Source organism: Brevibacillus laterosporus LMG 15441, assembly GCF_000219535.2.
Lineage (GTDB): Bacteria > Bacillota > Bacilli > Brevibacillales > Brevibacillaceae > Brevibacillus_B > Brevibacillus_B halotolerans.
In genome coordinates this window covers 3,560,136-3,579,634 of the sequence record NZ_CP007806.1, presented here as the reverse complement: position 1 = coordinate 3,579,634, position 19,499 = coordinate 3,560,136, and the positions used below count along the sequence as shown (strand labels likewise).

Annotated in this window: 17 protein-coding genes; all 17 read left to right on the top strand. The window is 41.9% G+C overall.

The annotated features are described in order from the left end of the window. Positions 1-116: 116 nt before the first annotated feature. The 17 genes from yfmF to BRLA_RS15480 all read left to right on the top strand — a co-directional run bounded on the left by yfmF (position 117) and on the right by BRLA_RS15480 (position 19,337). Positions 117-1,412, top strand: coding sequence for an EF-P 5-aminopentanol modification-associated protein YfmF (gene yfmF / locus BRLA_RS15560; protein WP_003336996.1), 1,296 nt, complete (start codon positions 117-119; stop codon positions 1,410-1,412). A 1-nt stretch (position 1,413) separates the two neighbouring features. Next, complete coding sequence (gene yfmH / locus BRLA_RS15555; protein ID WP_003336998.1) at positions 1,414-2,697, top strand: EF-P 5-aminopentanol modification-associated protein YfmH; 1,284 nt, start codon at positions 1,414-1,416, stop codon at positions 2,695-2,697. A gap of 24 nt (positions 2,698-2,721) precedes the next feature. Beyond that, entirely contained in the window at positions 2,722-3,456 is a 735-nt protein-coding gene (gene ymfI / locus BRLA_RS15550; protein ID WP_003336999.1) for an elongation factor P 5-aminopentanone reductase, read from the top strand. Positions 3,457-3,587: 131 nt separating this feature from the next. Continuing rightward, entirely contained in the window at positions 3,588-3,845 is a 258-nt protein-coding gene (locus tag BRLA_RS15545) for a DUF3243 domain-containing protein (RefSeq protein WP_003337000.1), read from the top strand. A 333-nt stretch (positions 3,846-4,178) separates the two neighbouring features. Beyond that, positions 4,179-4,970 carry a DUF3388 domain-containing protein gene (locus tag BRLA_RS15540; protein WP_018670903.1) on the top strand — a complete coding sequence of 264 codons (792 nt, stop codon included), beginning with the start codon at positions 4,179-4,181 and terminating at the stop codon, positions 4,968-4,970. A gap of 12 nt (positions 4,971-4,982) precedes the next feature. Next, positions 4,983-5,909 (top strand): helix-turn-helix domain-containing protein, encoded by a 927-nt coding sequence (locus BRLA_RS15535; RefSeq protein ID WP_003337002.1) that lies wholly within the window; start codon positions 4,983-4,985, stop codon positions 5,907-5,909. Positions 5,910-6,152: 243 nt separating this feature from the next. Beyond that, complete coding sequence (rimO, locus tag BRLA_RS15530) at positions 6,153-7,496, top strand: 30S ribosomal protein S12 methylthiotransferase RimO (RefSeq protein ID WP_003337003.1); 1,344 nt, start codon at positions 6,153-6,155, stop codon at positions 7,494-7,496. Then, positions 7,497-8,072: a CDP-diacylglycerol--glycerol-3-phosphate 3-phosphatidyltransferase gene (pgsA, locus tag BRLA_RS15525; protein WP_003337004.1), complete on the top strand. Its 576-nt coding sequence runs from the start codon at positions 7,497-7,499 to the stop codon at positions 8,070-8,072. A 19-nt stretch (positions 8,073-8,091) separates the two neighbouring features. Then, complete coding sequence (locus tag BRLA_RS15520; protein ID WP_003337005.1) at positions 8,092-9,336, top strand: competence/damage-inducible protein A; 1,245 nt, start codon at positions 8,092-8,094, stop codon at positions 9,334-9,336. 16 nt (positions 9,337-9,352) lie between these two features. Beyond that, positions 9,353-10,942 carry a DEAD/DEAH box helicase gene (locus BRLA_RS15515; protein WP_003337006.1) on the top strand — a complete coding sequence of 530 codons (1,590 nt, stop codon included), beginning with the start codon at positions 9,353-9,355 and terminating at the stop codon, positions 10,940-10,942. A gap of 174 nt (positions 10,943-11,116) precedes the next feature. Further along, on the top strand, positions 11,117-12,175 hold the full coding sequence (recA, locus tag BRLA_RS15510) for a recombinase RecA (protein WP_003337007.1): 1,059 nt from the start codon (positions 11,117-11,119) through the stop codon (positions 12,173-12,175). A gap of 81 nt (positions 12,176-12,256) precedes the next feature. Next, a complete protein-coding gene (locus BRLA_RS15505; protein WP_003337008.1) occupies positions 12,257-12,916 on the top strand; it encodes a RecX family transcriptional regulator in 660 nt (219 codons plus the stop codon). Between the two features lie 360 nt (positions 12,917-13,276). Then, positions 13,277-14,827 (top strand): ribonuclease Y, encoded by a 1,551-nt coding sequence (gene rny / locus BRLA_RS15500; protein WP_003337009.1) that lies wholly within the window; start codon positions 13,277-13,279, stop codon positions 14,825-14,827. Positions 14,828-14,971: 144 nt separating this feature from the next. Further along, the gene (locus tag BRLA_RS15495; RefSeq protein WP_003337010.1) at positions 14,972-15,766 is read left to right on the top strand and encodes a TIGR00282 family metallophosphoesterase; all 795 of its coding nucleotides are present in this window, start codon (positions 14,972-14,974) and stop codon (positions 15,764-15,766) included. 116 nt (positions 15,767-15,882) lie between these two features. Continuing rightward, positions 15,883-16,143 carry a stage V sporulation protein SpoVS gene (gene spoVS, locus BRLA_RS15490; RefSeq protein WP_003337012.1) on the top strand — a complete coding sequence of 87 codons (261 nt, stop codon included), beginning with the start codon at positions 15,883-15,885 and terminating at the stop codon, positions 16,141-16,143. Positions 16,144-16,720: 577 nt separating this feature from the next. Then, positions 16,721-18,499, top strand: a complete 1,779-nt coding sequence (locus BRLA_RS15485; RefSeq protein WP_003337013.1) for a 2-oxoacid:acceptor oxidoreductase subunit alpha — start codon at positions 16,721-16,723, stop codon at positions 18,497-18,499. Continuing rightward, on the top strand, positions 18,471-19,337 hold the full coding sequence (locus tag BRLA_RS15480; protein ID WP_003337014.1) for a 2-oxoacid:ferredoxin oxidoreductase subunit beta: 867 nt from the start codon (positions 18,471-18,473) through the stop codon (positions 19,335-19,337). Before BRLA_RS15485 ends, BRLA_RS15480 begins: the two co-directional genes overlap by 29 nt. Positions 19,338-19,499 lie beyond the last annotated feature (162 nt).

Sequence of the window (19,499 nt, the reverse complement as noted above, 5' to 3'; positions counted from 1 at the left end):
ACGATGTATAAGAGTACAGTTGTGTGGCATACATTTGATGTAATCATTTTGCTGAAAGCTACCTATTTTGGGTAAAATAAAGAATAGGTACGTAAATAAGGAGGGAGACGAATCATATGGCTGAAAAGGCACAGGAGATTGCTTTTACGAAATCTCAGGTAAATGGCATGAATCTACATATTTTACAGACCGAAAAGTTTAAATCAATTACGATGATCGTAAACATTGAACAGGAATTAACGGAGGAAAATGCATCGAAAACCGCTTTGCTTGCCATGGTGTTAAAGCGTGCAACAGCTCGTTTTCCTGAACCACAAAAGCTTCGTCAGCATCTTGATTATTTGTATGGGGCTATTTTTGACGTTGATGTAGCCAAAAAAGGGGAGCGCCAAGTCCTCCAGCTATATATGGAGGTTCCAAATCAAAAATATGTAAGCGGAAGCCAGTCATTAGTTGAAGACGCGATAGAGTTTGTTGGCGATATCCTTACTCGCCCCTATTTGGTTAACGATCAGTTTGACAGCACATATGTTGAAGCAGAGAAAAAATCCTTAACGAAAAAAATTGAAAGCATCGTTAATGATAAAATGAGATACGCAAATCAACGGATTACGGAAGAAATGTTTAAGGGTGAACCATATGCTATTTCTGCATTCGGCACAATAGATAACGTTACAAAGCTAGATGCCGCTTCACTTACTGATTATTATCATCAAGTTATAAATAATAACCCTCTTGAAATCTTTGTAGTGGGCGATGTGAAGGAAGAGGAGATTACCGCTTTATGTAAGAAGCATCTTCAGCTACCCTCCCAGCATAAAAGCCATCTAAACATTCAGCAGGTCTCTAAGCAGGTTACTGAACAAAAAACAATTGTAGATCGCATGGATGTAAATCAGGCTAAGCTAAACATAGGTTGCCGCACCAATATTGTATATAAAGACGATGATTATCCTGCTTTGCTTGTGTATAACGGGATTTTAGGTGGATTCCCACATTCCAAGCTCTTTTTAAATGTACGTGAAAAGGCTAGCTTGGCTTATTATGCCGTGTCTCGTTTGGAAAGCCATAAAGGCGTAGTTATGATGATGTCAGGTATTGATGTCAATAATTATGAAAAAGCGGTCACCATCATCAAGGAACAGATGACGATGATGGAAAATGGCGAGATCAGTCAGGAAGAAATGGATATGACGAAAGCTACCTTGTACAATCAATTTAAAGAATTGCTTGATAGCGGTAGAATGATGGTGGATTTTGCCTATAACGGAGTCATAAGCGGCAGAAACCGTGATTTACAAACCCTGCTGTCTGAGATTGAAAAAGTGAACGTGCAGGATGTTGTCAATGTAGCTAAAAAAATTGAACTCGATACGATTTATCTACTACGCGATAAGAAGGGTGGGGAATAGGGTGAAAACAGTAACATTTGATCAGTTAAATGAAACACTCTATCATGAAAAACTGCCAAACGGCTTATCAGTCTATTTGTTGCCAAAGGAAGGCTTTAGCAAGACCTATGCCGTTTTTACAACCCGCTATGGTTCAAATGATAGCCATTTCCGATTAAATAACCAGGAGACCATCAATGTACCTGATGGTATTGCCCATTTTTTGGAGCATAAGCTATTTGAAAAGGAAGATCGTGACGTATTTCAGGATTTTTCCCGCAACGGTGCTTCTTATAATGCATTTACCAGCTTTAACCGGACAGCTTACCTTTTTTCTTCTACGGATAAAGTAGAGGAGAATTTGAAGATATTACTGGATTTCGTACAGGAACCTTATTTTTCTGAAGCAAGCGTTGAAAAAGAAAAAGGAATTATTGGTCAAGAAATTCAAATGTACGATGATAATCCGGATTGGAAAGTATATGTTAATTTGTTGAAAGCCATGTATCAAAAATATCCGGTACGAATCGAGATCGCTGGAACAATCGAAACCATTACACCGATCACAAAAGACATGCTGTATCAATGCTATGAGACCTTTTACCATCCAAGCAACATGGTGTTATTTGTGGTGGGAGGATTTGATAAAGATCAGATTGGTGAATTGATTCGTAGTAATCAGCAAGCGAAAAGTTTTCCACCAGCCCCGATCATTGAACGCTTTTTCCCAGACGAACCGACTGAAGTGGGAGAAAAGCTTGTGGAAGCTCATCTTTCCGTGGCAATCCCTAAAATATACATCGGATTTAAAGAAGTGAAAAACCAATTATTTGGTGAAGAGCTGCTAAAACGTGAACTAACGACAAAATTGATGCTAGAGTTGCTGTTTGGAAACAGCTCTAGTTTTTACCAAAGATATTATGACGAAGGACTCCTTACAGAATCCTTTGATTTCGATTACAGCAATGAGACTGATTACGGCTATACGATTCTAGGCGGCGATACACCTGATCCCGAAAAGCTAGTTAGCGTTATCACACAGGAAATCAAGGAGGCGAAAGCGCGAGGAATTGATGAGGAATCGTTCCAACGACAAAAACGGAGAAGAATCGGACTTTTCCTGCGCTCGTTAAATTCCCTTGAATTTATTGCTAATCAATTTACTAGTTATAAATTTAATGGAATTGATTTGTTTGAAATCGTACCTACTTTAGAAAAAATTACGTTAGAGGATGTACAAAAACGTATGCATGACCATCTACAAGAAAGTCAGATGGCGGTCTCGATCGTACGTTCACAGGCATAGGCAACCGGGGAAGAGGAGAAATACATGGAAGACAAGCAAGCATGGGCATTGGTTACGGGAGCTTCCGGTGAGATTGGGCAAGCTATTGCCCGGAAGCTGGCAGACGAATCAATCCCCCTATATCTTCATTACAACACACAGAAAGATAAAATAAACACATTGTTAGCGTATTGTGAAAGCAAAAATGTGCCAGCGATTGCGCTACAGGCTGACTTATCTCAACCTGATGCAGTCGCGGCTATGTTTAGTCAAATGCCAGTGAAGCCATTGTATATCGTTAATAATGCTTCGATTGATCATGTAGGTCTCTTGAGCGACGTGACCCCAGAATTATTTGATCAATTGGTTCGAGTTAACATAGGCTCTTGTTTTTTTGTATCGCAGCAAGGACTTCCAGCAATGCTACAGGCTAGATTTGGGCGAATTGTTACCATCTCCTCGATATGGGGAGAGATAGGTGCATCGTGTGAGGTTTTATATTCCATGACAAAAGGTGCTATTCTTAGTTTTACAAAAGCATTGGCTAAAGAAGTGGCACGTAACCACATTACAGTTAATGCGGTCTCGCCAGGTGCAATTTTAGGTGGAATGATGGATCGGTTTACTTTGGAAGAAAGAGAGGCTGTATCCGAAGAAATTCCAATGGGACGACTTGGACGACCAGAAGAGATAGCCGCAGCAGTTTCCTTCTTATTCCAAAAGGAGGCTGGGTATATTACTGGTCAAACCATTTCGGTTAATGGTGGCTGGCATACCTAGAAATGAAAACATGGATGTAGTAAAAGCTCAGTAACTTTTCCTTCTTCTTGTATAAAAATCAGGACTGAAACGCATTCTAATTCTGAGCGGACATGAAAAAGCGTCCGAAGAGTGCTTAAGGAGGGATTGGGATGTCAGTACTTGATAACTTTAGTGATTGGAAAGGTTTTTTATCTGAACGTGTCCAACAAGCTACACAAGCTGGTATGAACTCCGATACCATTCAAAATGTAGCATTTCAAATCGGTGGATACCTTGCTGATCAGGTTGATCCGAAAAACGAACAAGAACGTTTACTTAAACAACTATGGGATGCTGGTGATGACGAGCAACGTCGCGCCCTAGCTAGTGTCATGGTTAAGCTTGTAAGCGATGGTAAAATGGAATAGATTTTTCTTTTGAGGAAAAGTAGCTCTTACGTTAGAAAAGACGTAAGGGCTGTTTTTTATACGAAGAAATGTAAGAAAAGCAGACAGATTAAAATAAGCGTATTTTTTATAAGAGAATAATAAGTTGAACGGCGCATAGAAATGATTATTGATAAACAAAAGAGCGAGCCGCTGATAAAGTGCAGTAAAAGAATTTTTATTGGTATCATTGGCATGTTTTCTGCATTTTTTCTTTGTCCTTCTACATGCAAATGGTATACTATTGTTGAAAAGCCATCTATCACGGGGGAAGAACAAGTAGGATTGTTCTTACAGAAAAAAAGGGGATACATGATGCTCACGGAGGAGAAGGAATTTTTTGAGTGGTATTTAGAATATCGCTTAATAAAGGATCGTCCTGGTTTGCTAGGAGACTTAGCTTCTATTCTGGGGATGCTTAACATCAACATTCGTACAATTAATGGTGTTCAAACCAATACGCGAGGAATGTTATTATCCACAGATGACAATGATAAGATTGAAGCCTTGCGTAGCCTGTTGTTAAAAGTAAGCAATATTGAAATTAACAAGCTACGTCCGCCTACCATGCTTGACCGTCTAGCTGTTCGTCACGGACGTTATATCGAACGTGATGCGGAAGATAAAAAAACATTTCGCTTTATTCGTGACGAATTAGGAATTCTGGTTGATTTTCTAGGAGAGCTATTTAAAAAAGAGGGGCATCAATTAATCGGAATTCGTGGAATGCCTCGGGTAGGTAAAACAGAGTCTATGATCGCAGCCAGTGTATCCTCCAATAAGCGCTGGACGTTTATTTCATCAACTTTATTAAGACAAACAGTTCGTAGTTCCTTGACCGTTGATGAAATGACAGCTAATCATGTATATTTGATTGATGGGATCGTCTCAACCATGCGTTCAACGGAACGTCATCACAGCTTGTTGCGTGAGATTATGGCTTTCCCAGCTACTAAAGTCATTGAACACCCTGATATTTTTGCAAGAGAGACAGAGTACAAGCTGTCTGATTTCCACTACATTATTGAGTTGAGACATCATCCCGATGAAGAGATTACATATGAATTAATCAACACGAGAAGTTTTAATGACTTCGAGATGACGTAAGGAGGCTACATTGTGTCTGAGCTCGGCCAAGTATTGAAGAGAGCAAGAGAAGAAAAAGGAATCTCGCTCAATGATATACAAAAAATGACAAAAATCCAAACCAGATATTTAGAAGCGATTGAGCGGGGAGATTTTCACATGTTACCCGGCCACTTTTATGCAAGAGCTTTTATCAAAAGCTATGCGGAAGCGGTAGGATTGGATCCTAATCAGATCGTAGAGCATTACCAGGCCGACTTGCCATCCCAACCGCCACAAGAAGAGGTGGAACGATTACAAAGACGCCATGTGGTTCAAAGGCGATCACCTTTTCAAACCGGTAGCTGGGTAGCTCCTACTTTATTAACACTATTTATCATCTTAGTTCTTGGCGTTGCTTATATGGCACTAGTGAACCGGGATAGTACACCACCTACTGTGCAAAAGCCAGCTGAAGGTATCATTGATACCACACAAGGTGGAGGAGGGACTCCTACGCCGAATCAAACTCCGGGTCAAGGACAGGTTCCGACTACTCCTGGAACAGCTACACCGCCGGCAACGACAACTCCTCCAGATGTTACGATGCCTGATGAGAATTTACCTGAGACGGATGGGGCTGGGGCTGCGGGTACACTTACTTTTGAATCCCAGCAAGGAAAGACTTACAATTATAAGGTTGGTAATACGGATAAAATCTCAGTGACAATTAAAGCAACCCATGGTGCTTGCTGGGTACAGGTGCGAGATAAAGATCGAGGGAAAAAACTATTTGAATCTACTCTTCAAAAAGGCGAAGAAAAAACAATAGAGGCGCAAGATACTGCTTTTCTGCATGTAGGTTATTCGCCTGCTATTGAAATAATAGTTAACCAGGTTCCAATCACAATGAGTGATATTAAAGCGCAAACGGCTAAGTTTAATTTCACTTTGCAAAAAGACGAAGTGCCGGCACAATAACTTTTTATAAGCTCATGGACTCCCGTTTCACTATCAAAAGTGAGGCGGGAGTTTTTTAGCAGAAGGACTTATTTATAAGCGAACATGATTGTATCTGCAATCAGAGTTAACCCATATAGGATACAGGCTTTGAACGCTTGAAAACGGTTGATTTTAAGTGCTACTCTTTTTGACTACTCGCCTTTGCTTATATTATACTGGTTAGGTGAATTTGGGCTGGAATATGCAATTGGAGGAAGAGAAATGACCGAAAAGACAACACCCCGTGAAAAGGTTGCCATAGTAACCTTGGGTTGTGAGAAGAATCTGGTCGATTCAGATATGATGGCACATCTGATCGATGAGAAGGGTTATGAGTTAGTTGATAATCCAGATGATGCAACTGTCGTTATCGTGAATACCTGTGGATTCATCGATGCTGCAAAAGAAGAGTCTGTGAACAAGATTTTAGACATGGCCGAGTTAAAAGAGAGCGGAAAATTAAAGTCGTTGGTAGTAGCTGGCTGTTTAACCCAACGCTATAAAGAAGATTTATTACATGAGATTCCTGAAGTGGATGGTATTGTTGGAACCGGCGATTTTATGTCAATTATTAACGTGATTGAAGACACGCTCATTGGTAAACGTACAAGCCTGATCGGCAATCCCGTGTTTAACTACGAGCAAGTGGTTAAACGTAAGGTAAAAGAAGGAACTTATACAACATATACAAAAATTGCAGAAGGCTGTGATAACAATTGCACATTCTGTAGTATCCCACTCATGCGCGGTAAATTTCGCAGTCGTTCAATTGAATCTATCGTAGAGGAAGCGACATATCTGGCAACGAAAGGCATTGTGGAAATTTCGCTAATCGCCCAGGATTCAACGAACTACGGTATGGATTTATACGGTAAGCTAATGCTACCTGAGCTATTGAACAGACTGTCTGAAGTAGACGGCATTGAGTGGGTTCGACTACACTATGCATACCCAGGGTTCTTTACAGATGAGTTAATTGAAACGTTTGCTAAAAACCCGAAAGTTTGTAAGTATATTGATATGCCTTTGCAACACTCAGAGGACGCCATTCTGAAACGGATGCGCCGTCCGGGACGTCAAACCGATATTCGTAAGCTTGTTGCTAAAATCCGCGCTGAAGTACCGGATGTAGCTTTGAGAACCTCTTTAATTGTTGGGTTCCCAGGGGAAACAGAAGAGGATTTCTTGAAGCTCTGTGATTTTGTGAAAGACATTAAGTTTGATCGTCTAGGTGTGTTTACGTATTCGAATGAAGACGATACTCCTGCGACACGCCTGCCTGATCAGATTGATGAGGATGTCAAAGAAAAACGCGCTAATATATTGATGGAAATTCAACGTGAGATTGCTAACGAGAAGAATGGTCAATACGTGGGTAAGGTATTGGATGTCCTAGTAGAGAGATACGAAGGTAGAAACAACATTTACGTAGGCCGTACCCAGTACGATGCTCCAGAAATCGATGGGGAAGTCTTTATTTCAAATTATCAAGGAGAACTAGGTAAGATTGTAAAGGTGAGAATTACCCACTCATACGATTATGATCTAGCTGGGGAGGTTATTTAGTTGAATCTTGCCAACCGCATCACGCTTGCCAGAATTTTTCTGGTCCCTGTCGTCATGTTTTTTCTACTAGTAGAATACAAATTTGGCACGTTTACCATCGGGACTCTAACTATGACGTACAATGAGCTGATAGCGGCTTTGGTATTCATCTTGGCAGCCAGCACAGATGGTCTAGATGGGTACATTGCCCGTAAGCGGAAGATTGTTACGAATTTGGGCAAATTTTTAGATCCACTGGCGGACAAATTGTTGGTATCGGCTTCGCTTATTTCTCTTGTTGAGATGCAACGAATCGAAGCGTGGGTCGTTATAGTAATTATTAGTCGGGAATTTGCAGTGACAGGTCTACGAATGATTGCAGCGGCGGAAGGAAAGGTTATTGCCGCAAGCGCGTGGGGAAAAATTAAGACATGGGTTCAAATCGTAGCGATTGCTGTCTTAATGATGAATAATTTCCCGTTTGAGTTTGTCGGCATACCTTTTGACAAAATCGCGATTTGGGCAATGGTCCTGATTACCCTTTGGTCGGGGTATGACTATTTTTCTAAGAATCGCAATGTCATTCAATATTCGTAAAAGATTGGGATGAAGAGTGATGAAAGCGGAAATAATCGCGGTTGGAACTGAGTTATTACTTGGACAAATTGCTAATACAAACGCGCAGTTTTTATCGCAAAAGCTAGCAGAAGTAGGAATCAATGTTTATTATCACATAACAGTTGGCGATAATTATGAACGAATGCTACAAGTGATAGAACGTGCGAAATCGCGTTCCGATCTCATCATTTTTACCGGGGGGTTGGGCCCTACGCAGGATGATTTGACCAAAGACGTAGTGGCCGACCATCTTGGTCACAAGCTAGTCACGGATGAAAAAGCAATGGCGAACATTCGTGATTTTTTTGAGAGACGCGGTACTGACATGACTGAAAATAATCGTAAGCAAGCCCTTGTAATTGAGGGATCGACAGTCTTTGATAATGATCACGGAATGGCACCAGGAATGGGGATTACCCAAGAGGGCGTTACATATGTCTTGTTGCCTGGTCCCCCAAGCGAAATGTATCCGATGATGGAAAATTATGTGATGCCGTTTTTGGCTTCTTTAGGAAATGAGCATCAAATCTTTCATTCTCGTGTCTTTCGCTTTTTTGGTATCGGAGAATCTCTGTTAGAGGCAAAGTTGATAGACTTAATTGAGGAGCAATCCAATCCGACAATTGCCCCCTATGCCAAGGAGTTTGAGGTGACGTTGCGCATTACGGCTCGCGCTACCTCTGTGGAGCAAGCAGAGAGATTGCTACGTCCTGTTGAAGAGGAGATTCGCAATCGTGTAGGTGAGTTTATATATGCAGTAGGGGAATCTCCGTTGCATCAGGTGCTTTATGAGCAGCTACTAGTAAAACAAGAGACGATTTCTTTTGCTGAAAGCTGTACAGGGGGCACTGTTTCACAACTGCTTACCTCGGTTCCCGGTGCGTCGCAGGTATATCGAGGAGGAATTGTTTGCTATTCCAATGAAATCAAGCATCAATGGCTGGATGTGCCTCTTGAAGTCTTAGAGACAGAAGGGGCTGTCAGTGAAACAACGGCTCGGCTTTTAGCTGAGAATATTCGCCAAAAGATGGGCACAACCTATGGCGTTTCTGTTACCGGTGTAGCAGGACCTGAGTCTTCCGAGGGAAAACCTGTGGGACTGGTCTATATCGGAATCGCCAGTGAGAAGCAGCCTACTTTGGTAAAAAAGGTGCAAGTTGCGGGACAGCGCAGAGCGATAATTGGGCGTGTTGCCAAGAATGCTCTATATTATGCGCTCCAGCAGCTTCACTGTAATGACTAAAAGAAAGGTGACTATCATGACGATTTTTTCAGATTTAGCTTTACATAAAAATGTGTTGCAAGCTATTCATGATATGGGCTTTGAAGAACCATCACCAATTCAGGCGGCTTGCATTCCTAAAATACTAGAGGGTGGCGACCTGATCGGACAGGCTCAAACAGGTACAGGGAAAACGGCTGCGTTTGGTATCCCGTTGGCTGAGGTCTTAAACCCTACTAACAACCGTATACAGGCGATTGTTTTGACTCCGACTCGCGAACTCGCTATACAGGTGGCGGGAGAATTAGTGAGAATATGCAAATACAAAAAAATTCGCACACTCCCTATCTACGGTGGGCAATCAATTAGCCATCAGATTCGTGCACTTCGACAAGGCGTGCATGTGGTGATTGGTACACCTGGGCGTGTTTTGGACCATTTGCGCCGCAAGACACTCCATTTGGAAAATGTGAAAATGCTTGTTCTCGATGAAGCAGATGAAATGCTGGACATGGGCTTTATTGAAGATATCGAGACCATTCTTAGCCACATGAAAGCTGAGCGTCAAACCTTGCTTTTCTCAGCAACCATGCCTCCTGAAATCAAGCGTTTAGCTCATCGCTATATGAAAAATCCCGAGACTGTGGCTGTCAGCCGTGAAGAAGTAACAGCACCTTCTATTGAACAAGTGTATTATAAAGTTTTCGAACGTAATAAACGGGAGAGCCTATGCCGCATTCTCGATAGCCAGGATGTAGAGCTTGGCATTATTTTCTGTCGAACGAAGCGCGGGGTAGACGAATTGAGTGAGGCCTTACAAGCACGAGGCTATATGGCAGATGGCTTGCATGGCGACCTATCTCAAGCACAGCGCGACAAAGTAATGAAGGCCTTCCGGGAAGGTACGATTGAGTTTTTGATTGCTACAGATGTAGCAGCTCGTGGGATTGATGTAGGTAACGTCTCACATGTTATTAATTACGATATTCCACAGGACCCAGAAAGCTACGTACATCGGATCGGCCGTACTGGACGTGCTGGGCGTAAAGGGATAGCTATGACACTAGTCACTCCTCGGGAGATGCGTCAGTTAATGGTGATTCAAAAACAGACGAAAGCATCCTTGATTACTCGCACCGTGCCTACCTTGGAGGAGATTGCGGAGCGCAAACGTACTCAATTACGTGAACAGCTACGTTCGCTGATTGAAAGTGAGTCTGTGAATGGTATGTATCAAGAAATCGTGAATGAGCTAATGCAGGAGCATGACCCGGCTAAAGTTGCAGCCGCTGCTCTACATCTCGCGTTTCATACTGATCCGAGTGGAAATGATGAAGAAGAAGGGTACAATTTTGGTGAGACGGGCGCCGCAAGAGGAATGGTTCGTTTCTTCTTAAATGTAGGACGAAATGTGAACATGAAGCCTCAGGATCTTGTACGGGAGATTTCCGAATCGGTGGGCATTCCGGGCAAATCAGTAGGACGAATTGATATTTTTGAAAACTTCACGTTTGTAGAAGTCCCAGAAGATGTTGCTCCGTTTGTTTATGAGGCGTTAAGACAGACGCGTATCAACGGTAAACGTATTAATCTAGAGCCCGCAAAACCGCGGACACGTAAATCATAATTAGGCTGTACAGAAGGTTTTTTCACATGGAGGTTAAGTGAAAATGCCTTCTTTTTTCTATATAATTCCTATACGAATATTTGTTCGCAAAAAATACTTGGCAAACCCCTCTATCTCGATGTATGATACATACATAAGAAAAAGTTGAGTGGAACGAGAAAGGGAGTGTCACTATTGTCAGATCGTCGCGCTGCGCTTGAGAGTGCTTTAAGACAAATAGAAAAACAGTTCGGGAAAGGCTCCATCATGAAGATGGGAGAAATGGCACATTCACAGGTTTCTACTGTTTCAACAGGAGCCTTAGCTCTTGATATCGCACTTGGTGTCGGCGGTTTCCCACGTGGCCGTATTATTGAGATTTACGGGCCAGAATCCTCTGGTAAAACAACAGTTGCACTTCATGCCATTGCAGAAGTACAGAAGCAAGGTGGACAAGCAGCCTTTATTGATGCAGAGCATGCTCTAGACCCTGTTTATGCTGCTAAATTGGGTGTTAACATAGAAGAATTACTTTTATCCCAACCAGACACAGGAGAACAAGCTTTAGAAATTGCGGAAGCTCTCGTACGCTCTGGCGCTGTAGATATTATTGTAGTAGACTCCGTAGCGGCTTTGGTACCAAAAGCTGAGATTGAAGGAGAAATGGGTGACTCTCACGTTGGTCTACAAGCTCGTTTGATGTCTCAAGCTTTACGTAAGCTTTCTGGAGCTATCAATAAATCCAAAACGATTGCGATCTTTATTAACCAATTGCGTGAAAAAGTGGGCGTTATGTTTGGAAACCCAGAAACTACTCCTGGTGGACGTGCTTTGAAATTCTATGCTAGTGTACGTCTTGATGTGCGTAAAGCAGAGGGAATTAAACAAGGCAATGATATAGTAGGTACAAAGACTAAAATTAAAGTTGTAAAAAATAAAGTAGCTCCTCCGTTCAAAGTAGCCGAAGTCGATATTATGTATGGAGAAGGTATTTCTAAAGAAGGAAGTATTCTGGATATTGGAGCTGAGCTGGACATTGTTGCTAAAAGCGGCGCCTGGTATGCTTTTAATGAGGAACGTTTAGGTCAAGGCCGTGAAAATGCAAAACAGTTCTTGAAAGAGAATCCAGCTATTGCAGCTCAGATTGACCAAAAAATTCGAGAATATTACAGCTTGAATCCTAATTCCATCCCAGAGGGAGAAGCGGTTCTCGATCCAGAGCAGGATGAAGAGCCAACTTTTGATTTAGAGTAGAAGAGATGTAAGCCTGTCGTATTCTGTGCGGCAGGCTTTTTATGTGAAGACAAAGCAGTCTCGATTAGAATGGGAGGAAACATGAAAACCTCAGGGGTAATCACGGCCGTTCATAGGGATTCTAAAAGAAAACAAGTGTATTTAATTGATCTGGACAATGAATTTGCATTTGAAGTGCATGAGGAAGTCTTTATTAAGTACCATTTGATGAAGGGTACAGAGATAGATAGTAATTTTTTCGCAGAGGTTTTACGAGCGGATCATGAGAATAAAGCCTATTTGGCTGCTATTAATTATCTTAGCTATCGTCCACGGAGTTCTAGAGAAGTAGAAAGATATTTAATAGGGAAAGAGTTTTCACTAGAACTAGCGGAGCGAATAGTAGAGAAGTGTACGCGAGAAGGATATATAAACGATGAGCTATTTGCTAAAAAATGGGTAGAAGAGAGATTGCGTTTGAAGCCTAGAGGAGCCTATATGCTCAAGATGGAATTAAAGCAGAAGGGAATTGCCCCAAGTTTGATAGAGAAAGTATTGGGAAGAATAGAATATGAACAGGAGCTAGATGCAGCGCGTGGTTTGTTACGAGGAAAACTAGCAAGAATAACAGCTCCCATTGATCAAAAAACAGAGCATAAGCTCTTACAATTTTTATTACGGAAAGGATTTTCCCATTCCATTGTTCAACAGCTAAGAAATGAATGGAGAACAAAAAACTGGATGGAGGAAGATGACGAGTAGGGAGGGCGTATCCTCTAAATCCTTCCCTAGCGAAGCAATCCTACTCCCCACAAGGTCTACTCCTTGACAAGGCTTGTTCGCAAATAATAAAATAGGTTTGTATTACTTGGTGTTTGATAACTTTTTGCGATTAGCAATCCATAACTGAACATCCATGAGGCCTATGTCTATCATGATTGCAGTCGACCGAGTCGCATCGGTCTTGTTTTTTAGGCTATGGATGCCAAATGTTTCCTTCTTCGGTCTTACTTGTTTTTCATTTTGTGTACGAGATACGAAGATGATAGGAATCACCAAGAAAAAAATGATTTGTATGAGAAATGTAAAAGTCATAGACAAAGGAGGTGTAAGAGAACACGTATGGATCTATCTAACCCACTATTGTTAGTTTTGCTATTGTTGGTAGCACTAGCAATTGGTTTTGGGGTCGGATACTTCTTACGTAAATCCATTGCAGAAGCCAAAATTTCAAGCGCAGAAGAAGCGGCGAAGCAAATCGTCGAAGAAGCGAAACGCGATGCGGAGGCAGTGAAAAAGGAAAAAGTCTTAGAAGCCAAAGACGAAGTGTTTAAGCTGCGTACAGATGCTGATCACGAAATCAAAGAGCGTCGTAACGAAATTCAGCGTCAAGAGAGACGTATCCTTCAGAAAGAGGAGTCTCTTGACCGAAAGCTGGACCAATTGGAACGTAAAGAAGTAGAACAAAGCGACCGTGAAAAATCAATTACTGAGTTGCAAGCCAAGGTTGAGCAATTATATAAAGATCAAGTTGCTGAACTCGAACGCATTTCAGGACTAACTCAAGATGAAGCAAAAACAATTATTCTAACAAACGTAGAAAACGAAGTGCGCCATGACATGGCAATTATGATCAAGGATATTGAAACGCAAGCAAAAGAGGACGCTGATAAAAAAGCTCGTGAGATTATCACAACAGCAATCCAACGCTGCGCGGCTGATCATGTGGCAGAGACGACCGTTTCAGTTGTTACTCTTCCCAATGATGAAATGAAAGGTCGAATTATCGGTCGAGAAGGTCGTAACATTCGAGCACTAGAGACACTAACTGGTATTGATCTTATTATTGATGATACTCCTGAGGCAGTTATTCTTTCAGGCTTTGACCCGATTCGACGTGAAATTGCTAAAACGGCTCTCGATAAGCTGGTGGCAGACGGACGTATTCACCCAGCTCGTATTGAGGAAATGGTTGAGAAATCAAGACGTGAAGTAGATGAACGTATTCGTGAGTACGGGGAACAAGCAACATTTGAGACAGATGTACACGGATTACATCCTGATTTAATAAAGATTTTAGGACGTTTGCGTTACCGTACAAGTTACGGACAAAATGTCTTGAAACATTCAATGGAAGTAGCTCATCTTGCTGGCCTAATGGCTGCGGAATTAAAAGAAGACGTGAAACTGGCAAAAAGATCAGGTTTGCTACATGATATCGGTAAAGCAATTGATCATGAGGTAGAAGGCTCTCACGTAGAGATTGGTGTGGAACTAGCGAAGAAATACAATGAGCACCCTGTTGTTATCAACAGTATTGCTTCTCACCATGGTGATACAGAACCTACTTCTGTCATTGCGATGTTAGTAGCTGCAGCTGACGCCCTTTCTGCTGCACGTCCAGGCGCACGCCGTGAAACCTTGGAAACATATATTAAACGCTTAGAGAAACTTGAGGAAATCTCTGAGTCCTTCGATGGCGTAGAAAAATCATATGCAATCCAAGCAGGTCGAGAAGTACGCGTGATGGTACAGCCAGAAAAAATTGATGATGCTGAGTCAATGAGGCTAGCACGAGAAATTACGAAACGTATTGAAAATGAGCTGGATTATCCAGGACATATACGTGTAACGGTGATTCGGGAAACCCGCGCTGTTGAATACGCGAAGTAAAAATAAAGTGGCGAGACGCCACTTTATTTTTTTGACGGATAGAAATGTATCTACATTCTCATCTCTATACGTACAACCAAGTCCTGCTGGGGGTAGCGGATTGGTCATCGCCCATTTTTAGAATCAATAGTAGAGGTGATTAGAATGAAATTATTGTTCATTGGAGATATTGTAGGGTCTCCCGGAAGAGAAATTGTAAAAGATTATGTACCACGTTTGAAACGAAAATATGCACCTGATCTGATTGTAGTTAATGGTGAAAATTCGGCACATGGTCGTGGAATTACACGAAAAATTGCTAATGAGCTTTTTCAGGTGGGTGTTCAGGCGATCACGATGGGGAATCATACATGGGATAATCGAGAAGTTTTTGATTTTATAGATGAGGATTCACGTATTGTTCGCCCAGCGAACTTTCCGGAGGGGACCCCAGGTAGAGGTCTTACCTATGTCCAAACACATGTGGGAGAGGTAGCCATCATTAACGTGCAGGGAAGAACCTTTTTACCACCATTGATGTGTCCATTTGAAACGGCAGAGCGGCTAGTAGAAGAAGCAAGAAAGCGCACCAAATTTATTTTTGTGGATGTGCATGCTGAGGCTACTTCAGAAAAACAGGCACTAGGCTGGTATCTGGATGGGAAAATTAGTGCCATGGTTGGAACACATACACATGTACAAACAGGAGACGAACGAATCTTACCTAATGGGACCGGCTATATTACCGATGCAGGAATGTGCGGTCCAACAGATGGGATTCTGGGTATGGAACGGAGCGCAGTGATAAAGAAATTCTTAACACAATTACCTGTCAGATTTGAAGTGGCAGAAGGGCCGACACAATTAAACGGTGTTCTCTTTACCCTCGATAATTCCACAGGAAAAACGAAAAAGATAGATCGAATTCGAATTGACGCAGCTTGTCCTTTTATGGAATAATACAAGGTAGATTCGAATTTTGCGAATATTAATCGTAAAAGGCAGGAATTTTTAGGGGTTATGCGAATATCATTCTAGAGATAAGAGTTATTTCTATCTGACGGGAGGTACAAAGGATGGACGTATTAAAAGTTTCAGCAAAGTCTAACCCCAACTCTGTTGCTGGTGCTCTTGCAGGCGTACTCCGTGAGCGTGGGGCCGCCGAGATTCAAGCCATTGGAGCGGGGGCGCTCAATCAAGCTGTTAAGGCAGTAGCTATCGCACGTGGGTTCGTAGCGCCTAGTGGTGTCGATTTGATCTGTATCCCAGCCTTTACAGACATAATAATTGATGGAGAAGAACGTACTGCCATAAAATTAATTGTAGAACCCAGATGATAGAGAACTAAACTGCCTATTCACCTGTTTGTCCTCTTGGAATAAACAGGTTTTTTATTTGCCGAATAGCAGACAAGCCTGTTAAAGCATAGAGAGTTAGATGCCAAGCCTCTCAGTCGATTGGCTTGGCTTTCTTATCGTTTTTACATATAATTATTTCAAAAATACATCGTAAAAAAGATGTACAAGCAGTCAAAAAAACAAATAAATAAACATGACTTGCTTTCAGCACGAAAATCAACGAAGATATAAAGAATAGCTAATGAATCAACTTCAACAGAAGGACAAAACCTTCTAAATTTTTAGTAAAAATAGTTGCGACTTTATGGGAACATGTTACAATTACTTGAGAAGATCATTAATATACCGAGTACATTTATTAACACAATGCAACCATCTTTAGTAAAAGCACTTGCAATTTGAATAAGCTAGGTCTAAAATTGGTTTTGTTTATACACAAATTCTTCACAATTTGTCTACTATATTACATAGACAAATACTGATTGAACAGATGTGTGCAGTTCGGATTGAATGATGATTGTAGATTTTCTCACAGTCGCTGAAGGGGTGGAATTTCATGATTAGTCAACTTTCTTGGAAAGTTGGAGGACAACAAGGGGAAGGTATTGAAAGTACAGGTGAAATCTTCTCTATTGCCATGAACCGCATGGGTTATTATCTGTATGGTTACCGTCATTTCTCCTCGCGTATTAAAGGAGGACACACCAATAACAAGATTCGTGTGAGCACGAAGCCTGTTCAGGCCATTTCGGATGTCCTAGATATGTTGGTAGCGTTTGATCAGGAAACGATTGATGTAAATGCTCCAGAGCTACGTGAAGGCGGAGTCATCATAGCAGATGCTAAATTCAACCCAGTGTTGCCAGAAGGGATACAGTCTGTCCGCCTATTAGCTGTTCCACTAACTCAAATTGCTGATGAATTGGGTACTTCCTTAATGAAGAACATGGTATCCATTGGGGCAACCAGCGCAATTTTGGGTATTCCAGTTGAGGGATACCGAAACATTGTAGAGGACATGTTCTTGCGTAAAGGTGAAAAAGTAGTCGAATTAAACATGCAAGCGATTACTCGTGGAGCACAATTTGTAAATGAATTAACAGGTGGACAACTTCCAGAGTTCCAACTAGAACCGGCAGATGGAAATAAACGTCTTTTCATGATCGGCAATGATGCGATAGCTCTAGGCTGTTTGACGGCTGGAGTCCGCTTTATGCCTGCATACCCAATCACACCAGCGTCTGAGATCATGGAATATCTTATTAAAAAACTACCGAAATTTGGCGGTACAGTTATACAAACAGAGGATGAGATTGCCGCTATTACGATGGCAATTGGAGCTAGCTATGGTGGTGTACGTACCTTGACAGCATCAGCCGGTCCAGGTCTGTCTCTGATGATGGAGGCAATCGGTTTAGCAGGAATGACCGAGATGCCTGTCGTGATTGTAGATACACAACGTGGCGGTCCGTCTACAGGTTTACCTACAAAACAAGAGCAATCAGATGTTAATGCCATGATCAATGGTACACATGGTGAAATTCCTAAGGTAGTAATGGCACCTACATCGGTTGAAGAGTGCTTCTATGATGCAGTAGAGGCTTTTAATATTGCGGAAGAATATCAAGTCCCTGTTATTTTGATTACGGATTTGGCATTGTCACTTGGTAAGCAAACCGTTGAACCGCTTGATTATAAACGTGTTGAGATTCGTCGAGGAAAGCTGCTTGCGGGTCAGGAGCTTCCAGAAACTGAAGCTGGAGCGATGTTCCAGCGATATCAAGTAACAGAGGATGGTGTATCTCCACGCGTCATTCCAGGACAAAAGTATGGTCTTCACCACGTTACAGGGGTAGAGCATGACCAAACAGGTAAACCGTCGGAAAGCCCAACTAACCGTAAGGCGCAAATGGATAAACGTTTACGAAAATTAGACGTGCTTCCTTCTAAATTCCCTACACCGGTTCGCATTAATGGTGAAGGCGTAGAATCTGATGTACTGTTGGTTTCGATCAACTCTGTCGGAGGTACCGTGGAAGAAGCGCGTACACGCTTGGAAGCGGACGGTTTAAAGGTAAATCATGCTCAAATTCGATTGCTTCATCCGTTCCCTGTAGAAGCAATCAAGCCATACGTAGATCAAGCTAAAAAAATTATTGTAGTTGAAAATAACGCGACTGGTCAAATCGCCAACCTAGTGAAATTGAATGTAGGCTGTGCTGACAGACTGGAGAACGTAGTAAAATACGATGGGAATCCGTTCTTGCCGAACGAAATTTATACACAAGTCAAGGGGCTGATAAAAGATGGCGACGTTCAAAGAGTTTCGCAATAGTACCAAGCCAAACTGGTGTCCAGGGTGTGGTGACTTCTCCGTACAAGCTGCGATTCAGCGGGCAGCAGCAAACGTGGGATTAGAACCAGAAAACTTGGCCGTCGTGTCTGGTATTGGTTGTTCAGGACGTATTTCAGGCTATATTAATTGCTACGGCTTCCACGGTGTGCATGGCCGAGCTTTACCAATTGCCCAAGGTCTAAAAATGGCAAACCGTGAATTAACTGTCATTGCTTCTGGTGGAGACGGAGATGGTTTCGCTATTGGTATGGGGCATACTGTACATGCGATTCGTCGCAATATGGATATTACGTATATTGTGATGGATAACCAGATTTATGGACTTACTAAAGGTCAAACATCGCCACGCTCTGCGGCAGGTTTTGTGACGAAATCTACCCCTGCTGGCGCGATTGAACAAGCTATTTCTCCTATCGAATTAGCTCTGTCAGCGGGAGCTACTTTTGTGGCTCAGTCCGTATCTAGTGATTTAAAAGGTTTGACAGATGTTATTGAAAAGGGAATACAACATAAGGGCTTCTCGTTAATTAACGTATTCAGCCCCTGTGTAACCTTTAATAAAGTAAACACATATGACTGGTTCAAGCAAAATATTGTTCCAGTTGATAGCATTGAAGGCTATGAAAAGCACAATAAAATTATGGCAATGTCCCATTCGATGGCGAACAATGGCCTGCTAACAGGTATTATCTATCAAAATACAGAGCAACAGCGCTACGAGGACTTGGTTAAAGGATTTGATCAAGAAGCCCTTGTGAAAAAGGATTTGCATCTTGGTGAAGAGCTCTTTAATCAATTACAAGCGGAATTTGCGTAAGGCAAATGCAAGTATAACGATGCTTACCTCATAAAAACATCCCTTCATCTACACTTGGCAGCAAAACGGATTTCTTTTGCTACAATAGTGTTTATGAGGGGATGTTTTTTTGAGGATGGGCGGGGAATTTTGACATGATCATACCATACAAGCAAGCTGATT